The organism is Halpernia sp. GG3 (assembly GCF_052976925.2).
The window spans coordinates 377,611-393,485 of record NZ_JBRIIR020000010.1 but is presented as its reverse complement, the minus strand read 5'-3'; the positions used below and the strand labels follow the sequence as shown (position 1 = coordinate 393,485).

The window sequence follows — 15,875 nt, the reverse complement described above, 5'->3', positions numbered from 1 at the left end:
TGGTGGAATTTTTCTCAGACTAACAACCAACAACCGACAACCAACAACTAAAATAGAATGGCAAATTTAAAAGATATACGCGCAAGAATTACCTCCATCTCTTCTACGATGCAGATTACAAGCGCCATGAAAATGGTTTCTGCTGCAAAACTAAAGAAAGCACAGGATGCAATTGTAATGTTAAGACCGTATTCCGAAAAGTTGCAGGAATTAATAGAAAACGTAAATTCTAACCCAGATCCTGACAATATTTCGCTTTATTCAAAACAAAGAGTTGCAAAGAAAGTGCTTTATATTACGGTCACTTCAAACAGAGGTTTGGCGGGAGCATTTAATTCTTCAGTAATCAAAGAATTAAATACGAGAATTTCTAACGAAAATTGTGAGGTTGAAATTTTGACTGTTGGTAAAAAAGTTCACGATGCTGTTCAAAAAACACGGAAAGTTTTTGATAATCAAAGTGCAGTTTTTGATACTTTAACTTTTGAGATGGTTTCTAAATTCACTAAAAATGTGATGAATGAATTTACTTTAGGAACTTTTGATAAAGTGTATATCGTTTATAATAAATTTATTAACGCCGCAACTCAGGAAGTTCACACTGAGCAGGTTCTTCCAATTGCAATGCCGGAAGCGAAAAACTCCACAAATACAGACTATGTTTTTGAGCCTAATGCTAAAGAAATTTTGGATGTTTTAATTCCGAAATCTATTAAAACACAAGTTTACAAAGCAATCTTAGATTCTGTAGCTTCTGAGCACGGTGCGAGAATGACTGCGATGCATAAAGCAACTGATAATGCCGAAGCTTTAAGAAATGATTTAAAAATATTTTATAATAAAGCACGTCAAGCAGCAATTACAAACGAAATTTTGGAAATTGTTTCTGGTGCAGAAGCCTTGAAGGATTCTTAAAATATTAATTTTATCTAAAAAATACTAAGCATTGGATTAATTTTCAGTGCTTTTTTTAAATTTTGTTTTAAAACTATACCTACTACAATTTTCACTTTAATAAGATTAATATGGCTTCAGGATTTTTCGCAGTGTTAGATGATATCGCAGTTCTGTTGGACGACGTAGCGATGATGAGTAAAATAGCAGCAAAAAAAACTGCGGGAATTTTAGGTGATGATTTAGCGGTTAATGCAGAGAAAGCTTCCGGATTTGCCTCTACCAGAGAACTTCCTGTTTTATGGGCAATTACCAAGGGTTCACTTTTAAATAAATTGATAATTCTGCCTGTTGCATTTTTGTTAAGTGCATTATTTCCAATTGCAATAACTGTAATTTTAATTTTGGGCGGTATTTATTTGGCTTTTGAAGGTGCAGAAAAAATTTATGAAGTTGTATTTCCGCATTTTCATTACAAAAATGAGGATTTAAGCAAAATCGGAAGTGAAGCAGATATTTTAGCTTTGGAAAAATCCCGCGTAAAATCTGCAATTTTAACCGATTTTATTCTTTCAGTAGAAATTATAATAATCGCAATGAGTACGGTAGTAGAAAAACCTTTAACTTCTCAGATTTTAGTCGTTTCAGCGATTGCAATTCTTGCAACAGTTGGCGTTTATGGTATTGTTGCTTTGATAGTTAGAATGGATGAAGCTGGATTTTACTTAATTAAAAAAAGTAAAAAAGAAAAAGGTTTTCAAAAAATATTGGGGAATATTTTAGTTCAGGCTTTACCTTTCGTTATTAAAGGTCTTAGTATTATTGGCACTTTCGCATTACTTTTAGTTGCTGGAGGAATTTTCTCTCACAATATTCCGATTCTTCACAATGTCTTAGCCAGCCTTCCAAGTATTATAAAAGATTTTATTTTGGGAATTCTAGTGGGTGGGATCATATTTTTATTTCTTGAAATTGGCAAGAAGATTTTTAGAAAATAATTTATTTATTTCTAAAGTGTTTCTAAGGAAATTAATTTAATACGCTAATTGTCAGACTCATTTGAGTGTTCGTATGAATTGTGAATGAGCAAAATTAAAAAGCCAAAAATCACAGCACCTAAAATTAGGGCGTTATTTATTAGTCCTTCTACTGAAAATGATAATTTTATTAAGATGGTGGAAATTACAAAACCTGAATTTCTGATGATTTTGTGGAAACTATCTGAGTAAAAAAATGAAAATAAAAGTAATATTACATCAATGATAATCAATAAAATAAAAAAATCTTCGAAAAATATATTATTGATATTTTTAAAATTGGTGAGATCATGCCAATTCGTTTCTGTGCTGTTAATGATCCAGTTGAAAAAAGAGTAGAAGGCAAGAATAATAACCACGGGAATTAATATGGCCGCGATGGTTTTTTTTAACTGTATAAAATCATTTACTCTTGTTATTTCGTGTTGATCAGGTGTTTTGGTGGTAACTTTTACAGTTTGTTTTTTAAGGTTTTTATAGAATTGCTGAATCAAGAAAAACAGAATCACTGCAGTTGCCAAATCATACGTGATCTGCAAATCGTTGCCTAATTTAAACCAATCAGTCGATAACTTCATATAACCAATATCTTTAAAAATTCTTCTAATGACAATCAGCGTGATGATTTCGTATTGCTTACCAATATAACTGGAGATAGACCGTGGCAGGTAAAAGACAAGTAAAAACACTTCATAAACCAAAATGAAAGAAAAGGGCGTATATATCGCGGAAATCGGGTTTACTGCAAGTTTAGAAGTAAGATGAATGAAGTCTTCATTGACGAGAAAAATAAGCAATAAGTGTAGAAGAAAACTCGCAATTGCGATCCAAATTATAATGCGCTCAAGACTTTCCCGAAAGTTCTCGGACAAAAACTTGTCAACTATTTTCTTCATAAATGGAGTTATAGTCATAATTAAATTTTAATTACCAAAATTATTGACATCTCCTTTAATTTTATTTGATGAATCTAAATTACGAAAAAAAACAATATCAAAATAAATAGTTGTAAAAATGAGAAATAATTAACGATTTTTTTTGTTTAGTTTTGAGTATTTATTTCAGAAGAGTTTTTTGTTTTTATATAATTAAAATTAAGTCATTTCGTGAGTCATTGATTTCAATTTCCTTAGTGATATAAACAGATTGCTATAAATTTTTCATTTCAATCAACAGTAATTTTTAAAGAAAATTAATTATCTTTTTTTAGTTCAGACAATATAAGATGTGTGGTTGGTGTTCCGTATTTTATGAGTTTATCTATGAATTGCTGTAAGTGCAACTGATCTTCTAAAAAAACATGCATGTGAATGTTATATGGTCCAGTAATTCTATAAACTTTTTCCACCTCACTATAAGTCGTAATTTCTGAAAGTATTTCCTGAAGTTTTCCATCGAAAATTTTCAACATAATAAAAACTTCCAGACCTTTTCCCAGTAAGCTTTGATTAAGTTTTACATTATAAGATTCAATGATGGCTAGATCCTCTAATTTTTGAATTCTTTCCCGTACGGAAGATGGTGATAAGGCTACTTTTCGACCTATTCCGGCAAAAGATAATCTTGCATTTATTTTTAAAATATTAATTATTTTTTGATCTATTGTGTCAATCATTGATTCAGTTTTTATAGCAGCTAAAATACATTATTTCGGTGGTATATTAATCATTATTCCATTAAATCAATTGCATCAAAAAATATCAAGTATTTACATTTGCACCATCAAAATAAAATAAATTTAAATGAATATCGAAGTTTTTATAATACTGATAATTGGGATTTTTGTGGGATTTTATGTACAAACAATCGTTGGTTTTGCCGGTTCTTTGATTGCCCTACCGATTCTTCTATTTAAATTACCTCTGCAGGACGCAGTTTGTTATATTTCAATTTTCTACATGTTTTCCAGTCTTTTGCTTTTAACTAAAGAATGGCGAAATATTGACAGACCGATTATACTTCAACTTTCTCTCTCAACTATTATCGGTGTTGTAATAGGAATTTTAGTTTTAACTTACACCAAGCCAGTATTTTTAAAAACCGCACTTGGAATTTTTATTTTAGTTTATGTGGCTTACATTTCATTTGGGAAACAAAAGATAAAACTAGGAAAAATTGGTACTTACATCTTCGGACTTTTAGCGGGATTTTTCTCTGGTGTTTTTTCTTCCGGCGGACCTTTGCACGTTGTCTGCCTGGAAAATTCAATTAAAGATGTCAAAACCTTTCGTGCGACAATGATTGGTTTATCTGCTGTAATTACAGTGACGAGAATCCCGGCTTTAGCAATTAGCGGGATTTTAACTTCAAATCATTTAAAAATGTCATTGCTTGTTTTGCCTGTATTTCTATTCGCGCAGTTTTTAGGAAAAAGAACCTTTGCAAGTATTAATGAAATATTTTTTAGAAAAATTTTAACAGTTTTACTCTGTATTTCAGGTTTGCTTTTAGTATTTTAGTGAGGTGATATATTTTTAATATTAATAATTTCTAATAGTTTTCCAAAACCAATTTGAAATTTAATATTAAAAAAGAGAGAGAAAATAACTCCTTCTTTTTGTGTGTAAAATTGATCCAAATGTTAGTTTTTTTAAACTCTGCAGTTTGCATTTCGCCTGTTATCAATTTAGAAAAGATTCGTAAAAGGCTTTTGAAAGAACTTTAAAATAAGAGAGATTAATTTAACTTTCTTTTTACTATTTCTTTCTTAAAATCTCTCAATGACTGCACATTAACCACAAAGATACTGAAGAGTCCTAAACAGACTGCCACCATAGTGAAATTGCCTTTTGAAACACTTAGGTAAATTGCAGTTGCGAAAAGTAACAAAAGTACAATTCCATAAACTGCATTCAATTTTTGTAATTTTTTTTGTTCTTTTAATAGAACGCCATCGGAGATATTTTCAAATTTACCTTTTGTCATATTTATTCTTTTAAATATTAGATTTTTCATGTTCTTCTAAACCTTCATTTAAAAGACGGAACAATTCATCAAAATTAGTTTTCATATAATTAGATGAAATATTGATGGGTGAAATACTCGTTTTATATTTCAGATACTAATTTGGTTTAAAACAAAAATAGTAAAACTTAAACAAAATTTTTTTGAAATTTAAAAAAAATATCTCTGTACCTTAGCTGCGATGAAAGCGGCATCCTTCTTTTTATTGAAATTTTCAGTTTAAAAATTTTGGTCTAAAAAAAAGATACAGCGGACAACGGGACAGAATTTAAAAGAAATTCAACCTTTTTTGCTTCCAAAAATTTAAACAAAAAAAACGGCACTTTACAGTACCGTTTTAATTTTGCAAACACTTAAAATTTATTTAAAATCGTCTGCTGTTGCTTTGTTTATATCATATGACGCGACATCCATTTGCATATCCTGTCCCATTTGATTCACTTTCATGGTGAAAGGAAACATCACTCCATCCACCGTTTTGTAGTTGGAAAAGTAAGTAGGAACTTCCATTTTTTGACCGTTCATTTCTGCTGTTTTTATCTCTGCAGTTTTTAAGCCCGTCTTTACATCGTAGTAATATTTGGTATCAGGACCTTTAACAACATATGCGTCTGTACCATTGATTTTCTCGATTCCACCTAAAGTGTAATCTTTAGAAGTTGTAAACATAAGTTCTGGGAAAATTTCTTTTTGTCTTGCGTAAGACGCCATCATTGCTGCTGGCATGTCCATTTTATTTCCCTGCTGAACCATGTAACCTTTTGTACCATCGTAAGTCATTTTTTGAACAACATTACCCATGGCTGAAACCTCCTGATTTTTTTTACCGCCGGTCGCTTCTACACTTTTAATGGAAATATCCATTCCCTGAAATTTTGTAGCAGAAGTAGAGCTAACAGAAGTTATTTTTGATACTTTCTCCTTGCCTCCGATTGCCGCGATATAATTTTCACCCACAGCTGCTAAAGTGACGCTGGAATCCATTTTTTTTGTTTCTGGTTTTGCAACAGGATTTCCGTAAGCGTCGAAATATTTTACTGGATAACCTAAAGCATCAAGCGCACCTGAGAACTGACTTGTTTTGCCCGCCACAAATATTCTCATATTGTTTGGCTTGATGAATTCGCTGGAAATTTTTTGAACCTGATCGACCGTTATTGCATCCACAGATTTCAAATAATTGGTATAGAAATCTGCAGGAAGATCCTGCGTTATTAGGTTTAAAGCAAAACGTGCAACAGTTTCTGGTCTTTCTAATGATAAAATAAAACTACCTTTTAGTTTTGCTTTGGCATTGTTTAATTCTAGAGGTGTGATGGTTTTAATGCCATTAATTTCCTTCATGAATTCTTTTATGGCTTTATCCGTCACTTCACCGCGAACGTTCGCAGTACCACCAAAGTTAGAATCGTATTTTGAAGTGTCTAAAGAAGTATATGCTCCATAAGTAAAGCCATTTTTCTCACGAAGATTCATATTTACTCTGGTTTCTAAACTACCACCTCCTAATATATAGTTAGCTGTTGTCGCTGCAAAATATTGAGGATCTTTCATCTTTAACTGGTGAAGATCTCCCAATAAAATAACAGATTGTGCTGCTGTTGGAACATCTACAACATCGATTTCAGTTTTTGATGCGTTCGAAAATTTAGGTAATGTTTGGAATTTAAAATCTGATTTTTTCCAGCCATCAAAAGCTTTCTCAATCATCTTTTTGGCGTCATTAAATTTTACATCTCCAATTACTACTAAATAAGCATCTTGCGGTGCATAATATTTTTTGTAATCTGATTCAACATCTTGAAGGCTAATTGCATTCAAAGATTTTTCAGTGTCAAATTCTCCTAGCGCTGTATTTTTTCCGTAGCTTAAAACGTTAAAAACGCGGTTTGCAATTGTCTGCGCACTTTTTTCATCCACTTTCAAACCTTCAATTGTTCTGGCTTTAGATTTTGCAAGTTCATCTGCTGAAAATTTGGCATCCGTAACTCCAGCTGCAAAAAGAGTTAAAATTTCTGGATAATATTTTGAAAGACTGCTTGCAAAAGCTCCATTCGCGCTATAATTAATGGACGCTCCTAAAAAATCCACTTTTTTATTAAAGTCATCCTTGGAAATGGTTGAAGTTCCTGAACCCAAAAGATCGGACATTATTCCGCTTAAACCAGTTTTGTCACCTTCATAAACCGGAGGATGATCAAAAGTTAAAGATGTACTTACGCGCGGCAGTTTGTGATCTTCAACAACTAAAACTGTTAAGCCATTTTTAAGTTTAAAAGTTTGAGGTTTTGCGATATTTACGGTTGGAGTTGGTCCCGGTTTCGGCATCTGGTTCAAGTCAATTACTTGAGCATTTATTACGCCAGAAATAAAAAATACGGTTGCAATACTATATAATGATTTTTTCATTTTCGTTTATTTTTTTTCTGGTAAATAATTAATAATAACTCTTTGATTGCTGTTTAAATACTTTTTAGCAACATCTCTAATATCTTCCCGAGTAATACTTCTGTAAACTTCAATTTCTTTGTTAATTAGATTTGTATCTCCCTGTAAAACATGATAAGTTGCTAAAGAAGCTGCAATACCCTGAATGTTAGAATTAGAATTAACGAACTGATTTTCAAATTGGTTTTGAAGTTTTTGATAATCTTCTTCACTAATTAGAGTAGTTTGTAATTTGGCTATTTCAGCATCGATATCTCCTCTCAAAGTTGCTTCTGTTGTGGCGCCCATTGGTATTGCAAAGAATGCAAAAACGCTGTAATCTTCTTCACCTAAATTTATAGCTTGCACGGAAAGTGCTTTTTTATCCTGATCAACCAATTTTTTGTAGAGAACTGAGGATTTACCATTGCTTAAATACGATGAGATCATATCTAAAACCTTTGATTCACGCGTTTTATCGCTTGGAGTTCTATAAGTATAAAGATATGCTGGAAGCTGAATATTTTTATCATAAGCAGTCATTATAGTTTCTTCGGTAATCGGCGCTTCCTTCGGAAAATCTCTTACGATTGCGTCACCCTTTGGAATTGTTGCGAAATAAGTATCAATCAATTTCTTTGTTTCTACAACATTTATATCTCCTGCAACCACTAAAGTTGCATTGTTTGGGACATAATATTTTTTAAAGAAAGTTTTAAATTCATCCAGTTTGGCCGAATCCAGATCTGCCATTTCGCCAATCGTAGTGTTTTTATAGGGATGATTTTTAAATAATCCTGTTTTGATAGATTTTAAAATTCCTCCGTAAGGTCTGTTATCGTAACTCAACCTTTTTTCTTCTTTCACCACTTCATTTTGAGTTTTTACTCCAATTTCATTGATGACAGGATGTCTCAGTCTTTCTGCTTCCATCCATAAACCCAGTTGTAAATTATTAGAAGGGAAAGTTTCGTAGAAATAAGTACGGTCATCCGTCGTATTTGCATTATTTGTACCACCATTTGCAGCAACGATCTTCATCCATTCACCTCTTTTAATGTTATCTGTACCTTCAAAAAGCAAATGTTCAAAAAAATGAGCGAAACCTGTACGGTTTGCTATTTCGTCTTTTGCACCTACATGATACATTACCGCGGTCGTAACTACAGGCGCTTTATTATCTTGGTGAAGAATAACGTGCATGCCGTTTGGCAAATCATACTCCTGAAATTTAATTTCCTGAGCCTGAAACAAAGCCCCAAAAAGAACTAAGCCTAAGACTGAAAAAGATTTTTTTTTCATAACTTTTTATTATATATCTGTTTAAAAATAAGTGTAAAAAAACCTACTAATGTTACATTAACACAAATAAAATTTACGAAATTTAAAATAGGAAATCAATGAATGTCTTAAAATGATGATTAAAATGGATAACCAAATGCGAAATTAAGTGTTGGTTTTAAAGGTTGAATTTTACTAAATCTCCAGCGGTCTCCTTCAGGCTTATTAGGATCGTAGATTTTATAAGCTAAATCTAAACGCAATGTAATATATGCGACATTTATTCTTAAGCCAACACCACTTCCAACCCCCATCTGTGAGAGGAATTTGGAAAATTTAAACTGATCACCTAGTCCATTATCTTTTAAACTCCAAATATTCCCAGCATCCGTAAAAACAGCACCTTCAAACATTTTTGTGAAAGGCATTCTGTATTCAATGGAAGTAGTTAGTTTTACGTTATCCAAAATGTACGAGCGAATTCTTTCATCCAGTTGAGAATCAGCCGGACCCAAACCACCAAAAGCCGTCCATGCGCGGATATCATTAGAGCCGCCATTAAAGTAAGACCTCACAAAAGGCATATTTACTGAGTTTCCATAAGGAATTCCGACACCAATTAATTGGCGAAGCGCCAAAGTATTTTTCGAGCCGTTCTTCATTGAAAATGTAAAATATTTTCTGAACTCTAGATCAAATTTTACAAATTGTGAGTATGGAATATTAAAAACAGTTTTAGTTTTATCTGCAAAAACATTATTTTGATTCTCTTTTTTACTTAAAAGTGAAAGTAAATTACCGGCAAATTCTACTTTACCATTAATAAAAAAGGGATTTTCATATTCTTTTTTACCAATTTCATTATAGGTGTAGTTATATATAAGTGAACTGATCAAGACATCCTGCGTCTGTCTTTCTTTATTAAATAAACTTTGAGCAAAATTATTATAAGTATTAAGCTGCTCGGCATTAAGTGATTTTGAAAATACAGGATCATTATATATAATTGCAGAAACCTGATCATTTGTAAGCTGTCCACTTTGTAACGCCGATTGAATAGCGGGATTTGTTAGGAAATAGAGATTAAAAGTATCTTGCCGAAATCCAAAATCTGCAGGGAAATAATCAAAATATTTGTCTTTGTTTTGGGTCAAACTCAATTGGGTATTAAAAATTGATAATCGGTGCGTAACGCGGTCATCTATATTAGCAAAATAATTTAAACCTGCATTGAAATTAATTCTTCCAAGACCTATATTATTTTGTACTGATGCACCTAAAGTAATGGAGGAAGTAGGTGAGAAACGTTTTGGAATGATTTTCCAATAAGCAAATGGCAACAAAAGGCGCGGAAAACTTAAAGAAAACTGCGTCGATAATTCATAGGCCAAACTTCTTTTATCCAGATTTTTTGCGCTTCTGATTGATCCAAATGTTCCGGAAATACTCGATGAAAGATTTTCTGCACCTCCAAAAATATTTCGACTTGTAAGATCAACCGAGGGAGAAACGCCTAAATTTAATAATTGACTGTAATTAATATCTGTGGCTACTTTTAGTTCAAATTTTGGAAGTGGTTTTAAGAGATATAAAACATCTATAATACTGTCATTTGGCGGGGCTTTGCCGCCTTCACGCAGATCAATCTGAGAAGATAAAATACTGAAATTATTCATCGCTAACAAGTTCCGACGGGTTAAATCAAGATTTTTTTGATCATAAATTTCACCCGGAGTAAGAGTGACAGTTCTCCACAACGCATTTGTTTTATATTGATTGTCTGTTAAATGGATCTTGATTCCCCGTAAGCTGTCCGTAGTAGTGTTTTTTGGATAGTCTTTTACTTTTCCAACGACAGCAATATCGATTTTTCCGATAGTTGCTTTTTTATAAGTAGAATCAATCTTCATCGTTAGTGGTACTTGCTTTCTGCTGCTCAAAGTGTCTGCCGTAAAATAGATTTCTTCATTAGTATTGTTAAATGAAAAGTAACCGTTTTGCTTCATCAGTTCATCAATGCGTTTCACTTCATCTTCTAACTTTTGCTGATTTAAAATCTCGCCCTGTCTTATTAAATTTTTGTCAATATTCCACTCGTAAAGTTCTTTAACGTGCGGATCTTTGATGTCGTAAAGATATTCTTTTATGAAAGTAGGATCTTTATGTGTGATTAAGTAATTGGTCTGCGCTTTTTTAGCGGCCGAATCGAGATCATGTTTATATTTTACTTCAGAATCCCAATAACCGTGAAATACCAAATATTTTCTAATTAAATTTGCGCTCGACTGGGTTTTACCCTGATCTAAAATTACTGGAGGGTCACCTAAAGTATGAAAAAAACGATTCCAGAATAAATTTTTGCCGAAATATTCAGGATGATCAAACTTGACGAAAAGTGAATCCCGAAGTTTTTGATTTCTAATCGCACTTGGATAGGTCATATACTCATTAAGAATACTGTCATACTTGGGATTTGTAGCATTGTAAAACCACAAACTTAACGGAAATAGCATAACTGATTTTTTGTTGGGTTTTTGACTGACTAAAGTTGCGATCTGGTCGCTGTAAATTTTACCATCATTAAATTTAAAATTATTTTTTGTCAATAAAAATTCCCCTTCAGGAACTTTTTTTGTGGTACTGCAGGCAAAAATTAGAAGTAGGGCAGTTGCAGAAAAGATTAATATGTAATACTTTTGAAGATATTTTAAAAAATGCTGTCGTCTCATAAAATAAAAATTATTCAGTCTCTGGATAAAAAGAAGTTCAGACAAAAATACAAATTGTTTTTGGTTGAGGGTAACAAAATTATCCGTGAAATGGTTAATTCACCCTTTATAATTAAGGAAATTTTTTCTACAGATCTGGATAATTTTAATTTCAAAAACTGTGAAATTAATGAAGTTTCCAACTCTGACTTAAAAAAAATCAGCTTTTTACAACATCCAAAAGATTCTGTTGCATTGTGCGAAATTCCTAAAGAAAGAATTTTTGAAGAGTTTACAAAACAAATTATTTTAGATGGAATTCAAGATCCAGGAAATTTGGGCACTATTATAAGATTAGCAGATTGGTTTGGTATCGAACAAATTATTTGCAGTGAAGACACCGTAGATTTTTTAAATCCTAAAGTGGTGATGGCAAGTATGGGCAGTTTTTTACGCGTTAATATTGTTTATAAAAACTTGGAAAATTATCTGTCGGAAACTAAAAATATTAATATTGGTACGGATATGGAAGGCGAAAACATTTATAATTTTCATTTTCCGGAGAGTTTTAATCTAATTCTGGGTAATGAAGGAAACGGGATGAGAAGTGAAACTTTTAGTAGATTACACCATAAAATTAATATTCCAAGGTTTGGTAAATTTAAAACTACAGAAAGTCTAAATGTTTCAATGGCGACTGGAATTATTTTAGGGCAAATATTCTCAAAATGATTTATAATTTAATCTGTAATGGTTTATTAAGTTTAAAAAAATATTCTAAAAGTAATTTTTCCGAACAGGTTTCTTTTTAAATATAAAGAAAATTTGCGTAAAGTTTTATATTCATTATATGAATGGAACAATTGTGAACGCAATACTTATAAAAGCAAATTAAAAGCCTTTAAAGTTTTGGATAATGGGGATTTACTTTGCTTGATTTGTGGCAGTCTGCCAACAACAAAAAGATTATGGAAAATTTTGAATGAAGGTTATTTAAATAAACCAGGAAATACTATTTTAGATTTTTCACCTTTAAGATGTATATTTAAGTAGTTGAAAAAAAACAAGGAAATCAATTATTTCCAGACAGATTTTGCAGACGAGTTTTTAAATGAAAGCAGAATCAAATAAATTTGATCTTATCATTAACTATGATATTTTAAACGACTTTTCAGCGGTGAAAGAAGTTTATAGAGTTTTAAAATTTGGGCGAACTTGTCTGATTCTAAGACCTTTTAAAGAAGGTAAAATTTTGAAGATTTCACTAAAGAAAGTGAAAAGAAAGTTTAGATTCTTTGGTTCAAGTAGACCACATTAGAAGTTATTCCTTGAATAGTTATACAGAAAGACTTCAAATAGCAAACTTAAATAAGTTGTTCCATCGAACTAATTCTAGCATTTTTATGAAATTCCTGTAATTTTTTACGAATGAATCTTAAAATTGAAGGTGCTAAATAAATTAAGACCAGCCCAATTAATTTCTTTTTGACACTTGTATCTTCCAAGCTTTTTTTGGCATAATTACCTACAAATCCTACAATTGCAAGCTTTACAGCATTCTCTGCGAGACTGCTCCCTAATTCACTTTTCGCAAAATCGAGCAAAGTGTCTTTCTTGGTGAATGTATTTTTAACACCGTCTGCGACAGAATCAACAATCTCTTTCGTTTTTAAGGAAATGGACGTCTCGCCGTCCTCGTTGACAACTTCTTTAAGAAAGCTATCAGAAAAACCGCCAGTTAGAACACTTAGACTTTCTTTAGCATTATCAAAAGTTAGTAGGCTTTCTAAATGGTCAACCTCTGATTGGAGCAATTTCTTCTTTCTGCGAAGTTCATCTAAACTATTATATTTATTAGCCATAATTTAGGAGTTTAAACTTTTTAAAATAAAATTCGATACTTTGTTCTTAATGGTATTTTTCGCAAGAATTGTCAATACAATGATAATAAGATAGAACGCTGCAACTATAAGTATTCCATAGGCATAATTTCCCATTAAATGTCCTATGTAAAGACCAATACCGATGTTTAAAAGTATAACAAATAATACAAAAACAATTACTAAAATCATTAAGAAGGCTAAAAAACTGAAAATTATTACTATTTTTTCAGCCGCTTCCATTCTCAAAAGCTCCAATTTTTTAGAGATAAATTCTTTTAAAGTTTCAAGCATATTAAATTTTTATAAAGTTACAAAAAAAGGAACTTTTACAAGTTCCTTTCTAATAAATTCCTCTTAGATATTCTCTAAGATTTTAAGCTGTCAAGCTCGTTTTCCAAATCTTTAGAAAGATCTGCCATTTTACTTCCAGCCTGATCTTTATATTTATCATAGCCTTCTTTAACGTTGGTAGCAACTTTATCAGCAGTGCCTTTTACATTTTCTGAAAGATTTGTATAGGTGTCTTTTGCTTTTTCAGAATAATGATTATATTTATCTTTTGCTATTTCAGAAACTTCAGCATATTTATCTTTCGCTTTTTCAGAAACTTCAGCATATTTTTCTTCTGCCTGGCTTTTAAGATCCTTCGCTTTGCTTTTAATTTTTTTTCTTGTTTCAGTTCCTTCTTCTGGTGCGTAAAGCATTCCTAAAACCACACCTGCAGCTGCACCAGCTAATAATCCAGCTAAAACACCAGCTACATTATTGTTACCTTTTTTTGACATGTTTATAATTTTTATTGTTAATAATTTGTCCAGATTAAATTACAACAAACGTACCAAAAAGGAGCAATGTATATTTTTGTCAGATTTTCTTTATTTTTGATAATATCAGATCAATTGTTTCCTCTTTTGTAAGAAAAGTATTGTCAATTAATAAGGCATTTTCCGCTTGTTTTAAAGGTGAAACTTTTCGTTCACTGTCAATTCTGTCTCTTTTAATTAAATTGTCGCGAACCGTTTCTTCATCAGTGTCTACTCCAGAATTTTGTAACTCGCGAAACCTTCTTTTAGTCCGTTCTTCAATGCTTGCCGTGAGGAAAAATTTAAAATCAGCGTTAGGTAAAACAAACGCACCAATATCTCTTCCATCCATAATTACACCTCCATCATTAGCAATGTCTTTTTGGAGATTTAAAAGGAATGATCTAATCTTCGGTTGTTTTGCGATAAAGCTAACGTGGTTATTTACTTTCATTTGCCGAATTTTCTGAGACATTCTTTCCCCGTTTAAATAAATTTTCAATTCGTGATTTTCTTCTTTAAAGGTGATTTTTATTGTCGGAAAATCTTTGTAGAGAAGTTCTAAATTTATTTTACCATCAGGATTTAAACAATTTTTCAAAGAATAATAAGTGATAGCGCGATAAAGCGATCCTGTGTCCAGATGAACAAGATTTAATTTTTGAGCAATTATTTTAGAAATCGAACTTTTGCCGGTGGACGAATAACCGTCTACCGCAATCACTGGTTTTCTCATATCACAAATTTGCTTAAAAATTTTTAAATATCAAAACGGAAATTATCTGCGGCCGCCTGTAAGTTCAATCATATCCAAACTTACACCTATCAAATTGACGTTTGAGGAATTATTATAACGCACATGAGAATAATCAAACCTGAACGAGGATATTTTTATTCCAAATCCCGCAGAAATCCCTGAAAAATTTCTTTGGTCTAAAATGGCTAGCTCATTGCCACGCTTCACATTATAACCTAAACGAACATTAAAGGCCTGTTCTGGAAAAAGTTCTACGCCAAAAGAAAAATGATCTGCTACTTTTCTGGTCCATCGGATAGGTTCTCCATTAATATTGATATCCTGTGAAATATTTAATTGCTGTAAATCGTGCGCAGTAATGGTAACAGCTAAAGGAAAATCATCTAAAATCTTAGTATAACCTAAATCTACACGAAATGGAAGTGTCTCGCGTACACCATTAAAAGGTTTAAACTGATAGCCGAAATTTCTAAAAAGCAAAGACGCAGTCTCGTTACTTTTGTCGTTGTGATAAGTGACGCCGGCGCTTGCACCAACTGCCATTGAAGTATAAGTGTCAATTTTGGAAGTAATAAAATTTAAATTCATTCCGATTGTCCAGTTGTCTTCAAACTGTAAAGCGTAACCTGCACCTATTGTGGCATCAATTGCACCAAAATTGCCAAAAATTTGTGAGCTTTCATCAGTTCTGGGCGTTGAACCGTAATCCATATAGCGCGCATTAAAACTTACTAAATTGCCACGTCCTAAATCTTTTACATAGGCAATTGTTCCATATTTGGAACCTGCTAAATAGTTTGCAAAAGTCATGGAAATCCGCTGATCTTGATCTAAATTCATCAAACCGGGATTTATTCCTGCAAAACTAACGTCAAAATCTCTAATTGAAATGGCATCACCACCCAAAGCAGCTTGCCTTGCAGAAACTGGAATGTTCATAAACGGATAAACGTTCTCGCCAGACTGGGCGAAAGTAAAAAAAATGATTATTAAAAAAAACAAAGAAAATTTTCCCTTCAAGTGTGTTAAATATTTACAAAAATAATTGAATTAAATTAAAAATAATTGCTCTCGCAAAAATATATTTCTATAACGATATTATTCCTGATTCCTTATATTTG

The 15,875-nt window shown here is 32.0% G+C and carries 16 protein-coding genes; 5 read left to right on the top strand and 11 right to left on the bottom strand.

Annotated features, from left to right (window positions below; all coding sequences use genetic code 11):
• The first annotated feature begins 57 nt into the window (after positions 1-57).
• Both atpG and ACVBED_RS06175 read left to right on the top strand, forming a co-directional pair.
• Entirely contained in the window at positions 58-915 is an 858-nt protein-coding gene (atpG, locus tag ACVBED_RS06180; protein WP_447119429.1) for an ATP synthase F1 subunit gamma, read from the top strand.
• Positions 916-1,025: 110 nt separating this feature from the next.
• Positions 1,026-1,892: a DUF808 domain-containing protein gene (locus ACVBED_RS06175; protein ID WP_447119427.1), complete on the top strand. Its 867-nt coding sequence runs from the start codon at positions 1,026-1,028 to the stop codon at positions 1,890-1,892.
• 44 nt (positions 1,893-1,936) lie between these two features.
• Here the strand turns inward: ACVBED_RS06175 and ACVBED_RS06170 are convergent, their stop codons facing one another.
• Together ACVBED_RS06170 and ACVBED_RS06165 are read right to left on the bottom strand one after the other, a co-directional pair.
• Positions 1,937-2,845 (bottom strand): hypothetical protein, encoded by a 909-nt coding sequence (locus ACVBED_RS06170; RefSeq protein ID WP_447119425.1) that lies wholly within the window; start codon positions 2,843-2,845, stop codon positions 1,937-1,939.
• A gap of 278 nt (positions 2,846-3,123) precedes the next feature.
• Positions 3,124-3,546 carry an Lrp/AsnC family transcriptional regulator gene (locus ACVBED_RS06165; RefSeq protein WP_447119424.1) on the bottom strand — a complete coding sequence of 141 codons (423 nt, stop codon included), beginning with the start codon at positions 3,544-3,546 and terminating at the stop codon, positions 3,124-3,126.
• 127 nt (positions 3,547-3,673) lie between these two features.
• Between ACVBED_RS06165 and ACVBED_RS06160 the strand changes: the two genes are divergently transcribed.
• Entirely contained in the window at positions 3,674-4,390 is a 717-nt protein-coding gene (locus ACVBED_RS06160; RefSeq protein ID WP_473094681.1) for a sulfite exporter TauE/SafE family protein, read from the top strand.
• A gap of 217 nt (positions 4,391-4,607) precedes the next feature.
• Here the strand turns inward: ACVBED_RS06160 and ACVBED_RS06155 are convergent, their stop codons facing one another.
• The 4 genes from ACVBED_RS06155 to tamL form a co-directional block, all read right to left on the bottom strand.
• Positions 4,608-4,856 (bottom strand): hypothetical protein, encoded by a 249-nt coding sequence (locus ACVBED_RS06155; protein WP_447119422.1) that lies wholly within the window; start codon positions 4,854-4,856, stop codon positions 4,608-4,610.
• 399 nt (positions 4,857-5,255) lie between these two features.
• On the bottom strand, positions 5,256-7,304 hold the full coding sequence (locus tag ACVBED_RS06150; protein ID WP_473094680.1) for a M16 family metallopeptidase: 2,049 nt from the start codon (positions 7,302-7,304) through the stop codon (positions 5,256-5,258).
• Between the two features lie 6 nt (positions 7,305-7,310).
• Positions 7,311-8,624 (bottom strand): M16 family metallopeptidase, encoded by a 1,314-nt coding sequence (locus tag ACVBED_RS06145; RefSeq protein WP_447119420.1) that lies wholly within the window; start codon positions 8,622-8,624, stop codon positions 7,311-7,313.
• A gap of 119 nt (positions 8,625-8,743) precedes the next feature.
• On the bottom strand, positions 8,744-11,332 hold the full coding sequence (gene tamL / locus ACVBED_RS06140) for a translocation and assembly module lipoprotein TamL (protein WP_447119418.1): 2,589 nt from the start codon (positions 11,330-11,332) through the stop codon (positions 8,744-8,746).
• Here tamL and ACVBED_RS06135 point away from each other — a divergent pair.
• Together ACVBED_RS06135 and ACVBED_RS06130 are read left to right on the top strand one after the other, a co-directional pair.
• Complete coding sequence (locus ACVBED_RS06135; protein WP_447119416.1) at positions 11,318-12,043, top strand: TrmH family RNA methyltransferase; 726 nt, start codon at positions 11,318-11,320, stop codon at positions 12,041-12,043. The genes tamL and ACVBED_RS06135 overlap by 15 nt on opposite strands.
• Before the next feature lie 93 nt (positions 12,044-12,136).
• Positions 12,137-12,364: a hypothetical protein gene (locus tag ACVBED_RS06130; protein WP_447119414.1), complete on the top strand. Its 228-nt coding sequence runs from the start codon at positions 12,137-12,139 to the stop codon at positions 12,362-12,364.
• Between the two features lie 311 nt (positions 12,365-12,675).
• Here the strand turns inward: ACVBED_RS06130 and ACVBED_RS06125 are convergent, their stop codons facing one another.
• The 5 genes from ACVBED_RS06125 to porQ form a co-directional block, all read right to left on the bottom strand.
• On the bottom strand, positions 12,676-13,173 hold the full coding sequence (locus ACVBED_RS06125; RefSeq protein WP_447119412.1) for a phosphoribosyl-ATP pyrophosphatase: 498 nt from the start codon (positions 13,171-13,173) through the stop codon (positions 12,676-12,678).
• A 3-nt stretch (positions 13,174-13,176) separates the two neighbouring features.
• Positions 13,177-13,485 carry a phage holin family protein gene (locus ACVBED_RS06120; protein ID WP_447119410.1) on the bottom strand — a complete coding sequence of 103 codons (309 nt, stop codon included), beginning with the start codon at positions 13,483-13,485 and terminating at the stop codon, positions 13,177-13,179.
• Between the two features lie 74 nt (positions 13,486-13,559).
• On the bottom strand, positions 13,560-13,979 hold the full coding sequence (locus ACVBED_RS06115) for a YtxH domain-containing protein (RefSeq protein ID WP_447119408.1): 420 nt from the start codon (positions 13,977-13,979) through the stop codon (positions 13,560-13,562).
• A gap of 79 nt (positions 13,980-14,058) precedes the next feature.
• Complete coding sequence (gene cmk / locus ACVBED_RS06110) at positions 14,059-14,733, bottom strand: (d)CMP kinase (protein ID WP_447119406.1); 675 nt, start codon at positions 14,731-14,733, stop codon at positions 14,059-14,061.
• Between the two features lie 42 nt (positions 14,734-14,775).
• Positions 14,776-15,756, bottom strand: coding sequence for a type IX secretion system protein PorQ (gene porQ, locus ACVBED_RS06105; RefSeq protein ID WP_473094679.1), 981 nt, complete (start codon positions 15,754-15,756; stop codon positions 14,776-14,778).
• Positions 15,757-15,875 lie beyond the last annotated feature (119 nt).

What these genes read in the sequence shown, in the direction of transcription:
- ACVBED_RS06150 (WP_473094680.1), bottom strand. Translation starts at nt 7,304, where the DNA reads ATGAAAAAATCATTATATAGTATTGCAACCGTATTTTTTATTTCTGGC.
- ACVBED_RS06120 (WP_447119410.1), bottom strand. Translation starts at nt 13,485, where the DNA reads ATGCTTGAAACTTTAAAAGAATTTATCTCTAAAAAATTGGAGCTTTTG.
- ACVBED_RS06165 (WP_447119424.1), bottom strand. Translation starts at nt 3,546, where the DNA reads ATGATTGACACAATAGATCAAAAAATAATTAATATTTTAAAAATAAAT.
- cmk (WP_447119406.1), bottom strand. Translation starts at nt 14,733, where the DNA reads ATGAGAAAACCAGTGATTGCGGTAGACGGTTATTCGTCCACCGGCAAA.
- atpG (WP_447119429.1), top strand. Translation starts at nt 58, where the DNA reads ATGGCAAATTTAAAAGATATACGCGCAAGAATTACCTCCATCTCTTCT.
- ACVBED_RS06155 (WP_447119422.1), bottom strand. Translation starts at nt 4,856, where the DNA reads ATGACAAAAGGTAAATTTGAAAATATCTCCGATGGCGTTCTATTAAAA.
- tamL (WP_447119418.1), bottom strand. Translation starts at nt 11,332, where the DNA reads ATGAGACGACAGCATTTTTTAAAATATCTTCAAAAGTATTACATATTA.
- ACVBED_RS06175 (WP_447119427.1), top strand. Translation starts at nt 1,026, where the DNA reads ATGGCTTCAGGATTTTTCGCAGTGTTAGATGATATCGCAGTTCTGTTG.
- ACVBED_RS06135 (WP_447119416.1), top strand. Translation starts at nt 11,318, where the DNA reads ATGCTGTCGTCTCATAAAATAAAAATTATTCAGTCTCTGGATAAAAAG.
- ACVBED_RS06170 (WP_447119425.1), bottom strand. Translation starts at nt 2,845, where the DNA reads ATGACTATAACTCCATTTATGAAGAAAATAGTTGACAAGTTTTTGTCC.
- ACVBED_RS06160 (WP_473094681.1), top strand. Translation starts at nt 3,674, where the DNA reads ATGAATATCGAAGTTTTTATAATACTGATAATTGGGATTTTTGTGGGA.
- ACVBED_RS06125 (WP_447119412.1), bottom strand. Translation starts at nt 13,173, where the DNA reads ATGGCTAATAAATATAATAGTTTAGATGAACTTCGCAGAAAGAAGAAA.
- ACVBED_RS06115 (WP_447119408.1), bottom strand. Translation starts at nt 13,979, where the DNA reads ATGTCAAAAAAAGGTAACAATAATGTAGCTGGTGTTTTAGCTGGATTA.
- ACVBED_RS06145 (WP_447119420.1), bottom strand. Translation starts at nt 8,624, where the DNA reads ATGAAAAAAAAATCTTTTTCAGTCTTAGGCTTAGTTCTTTTTGGGGCT.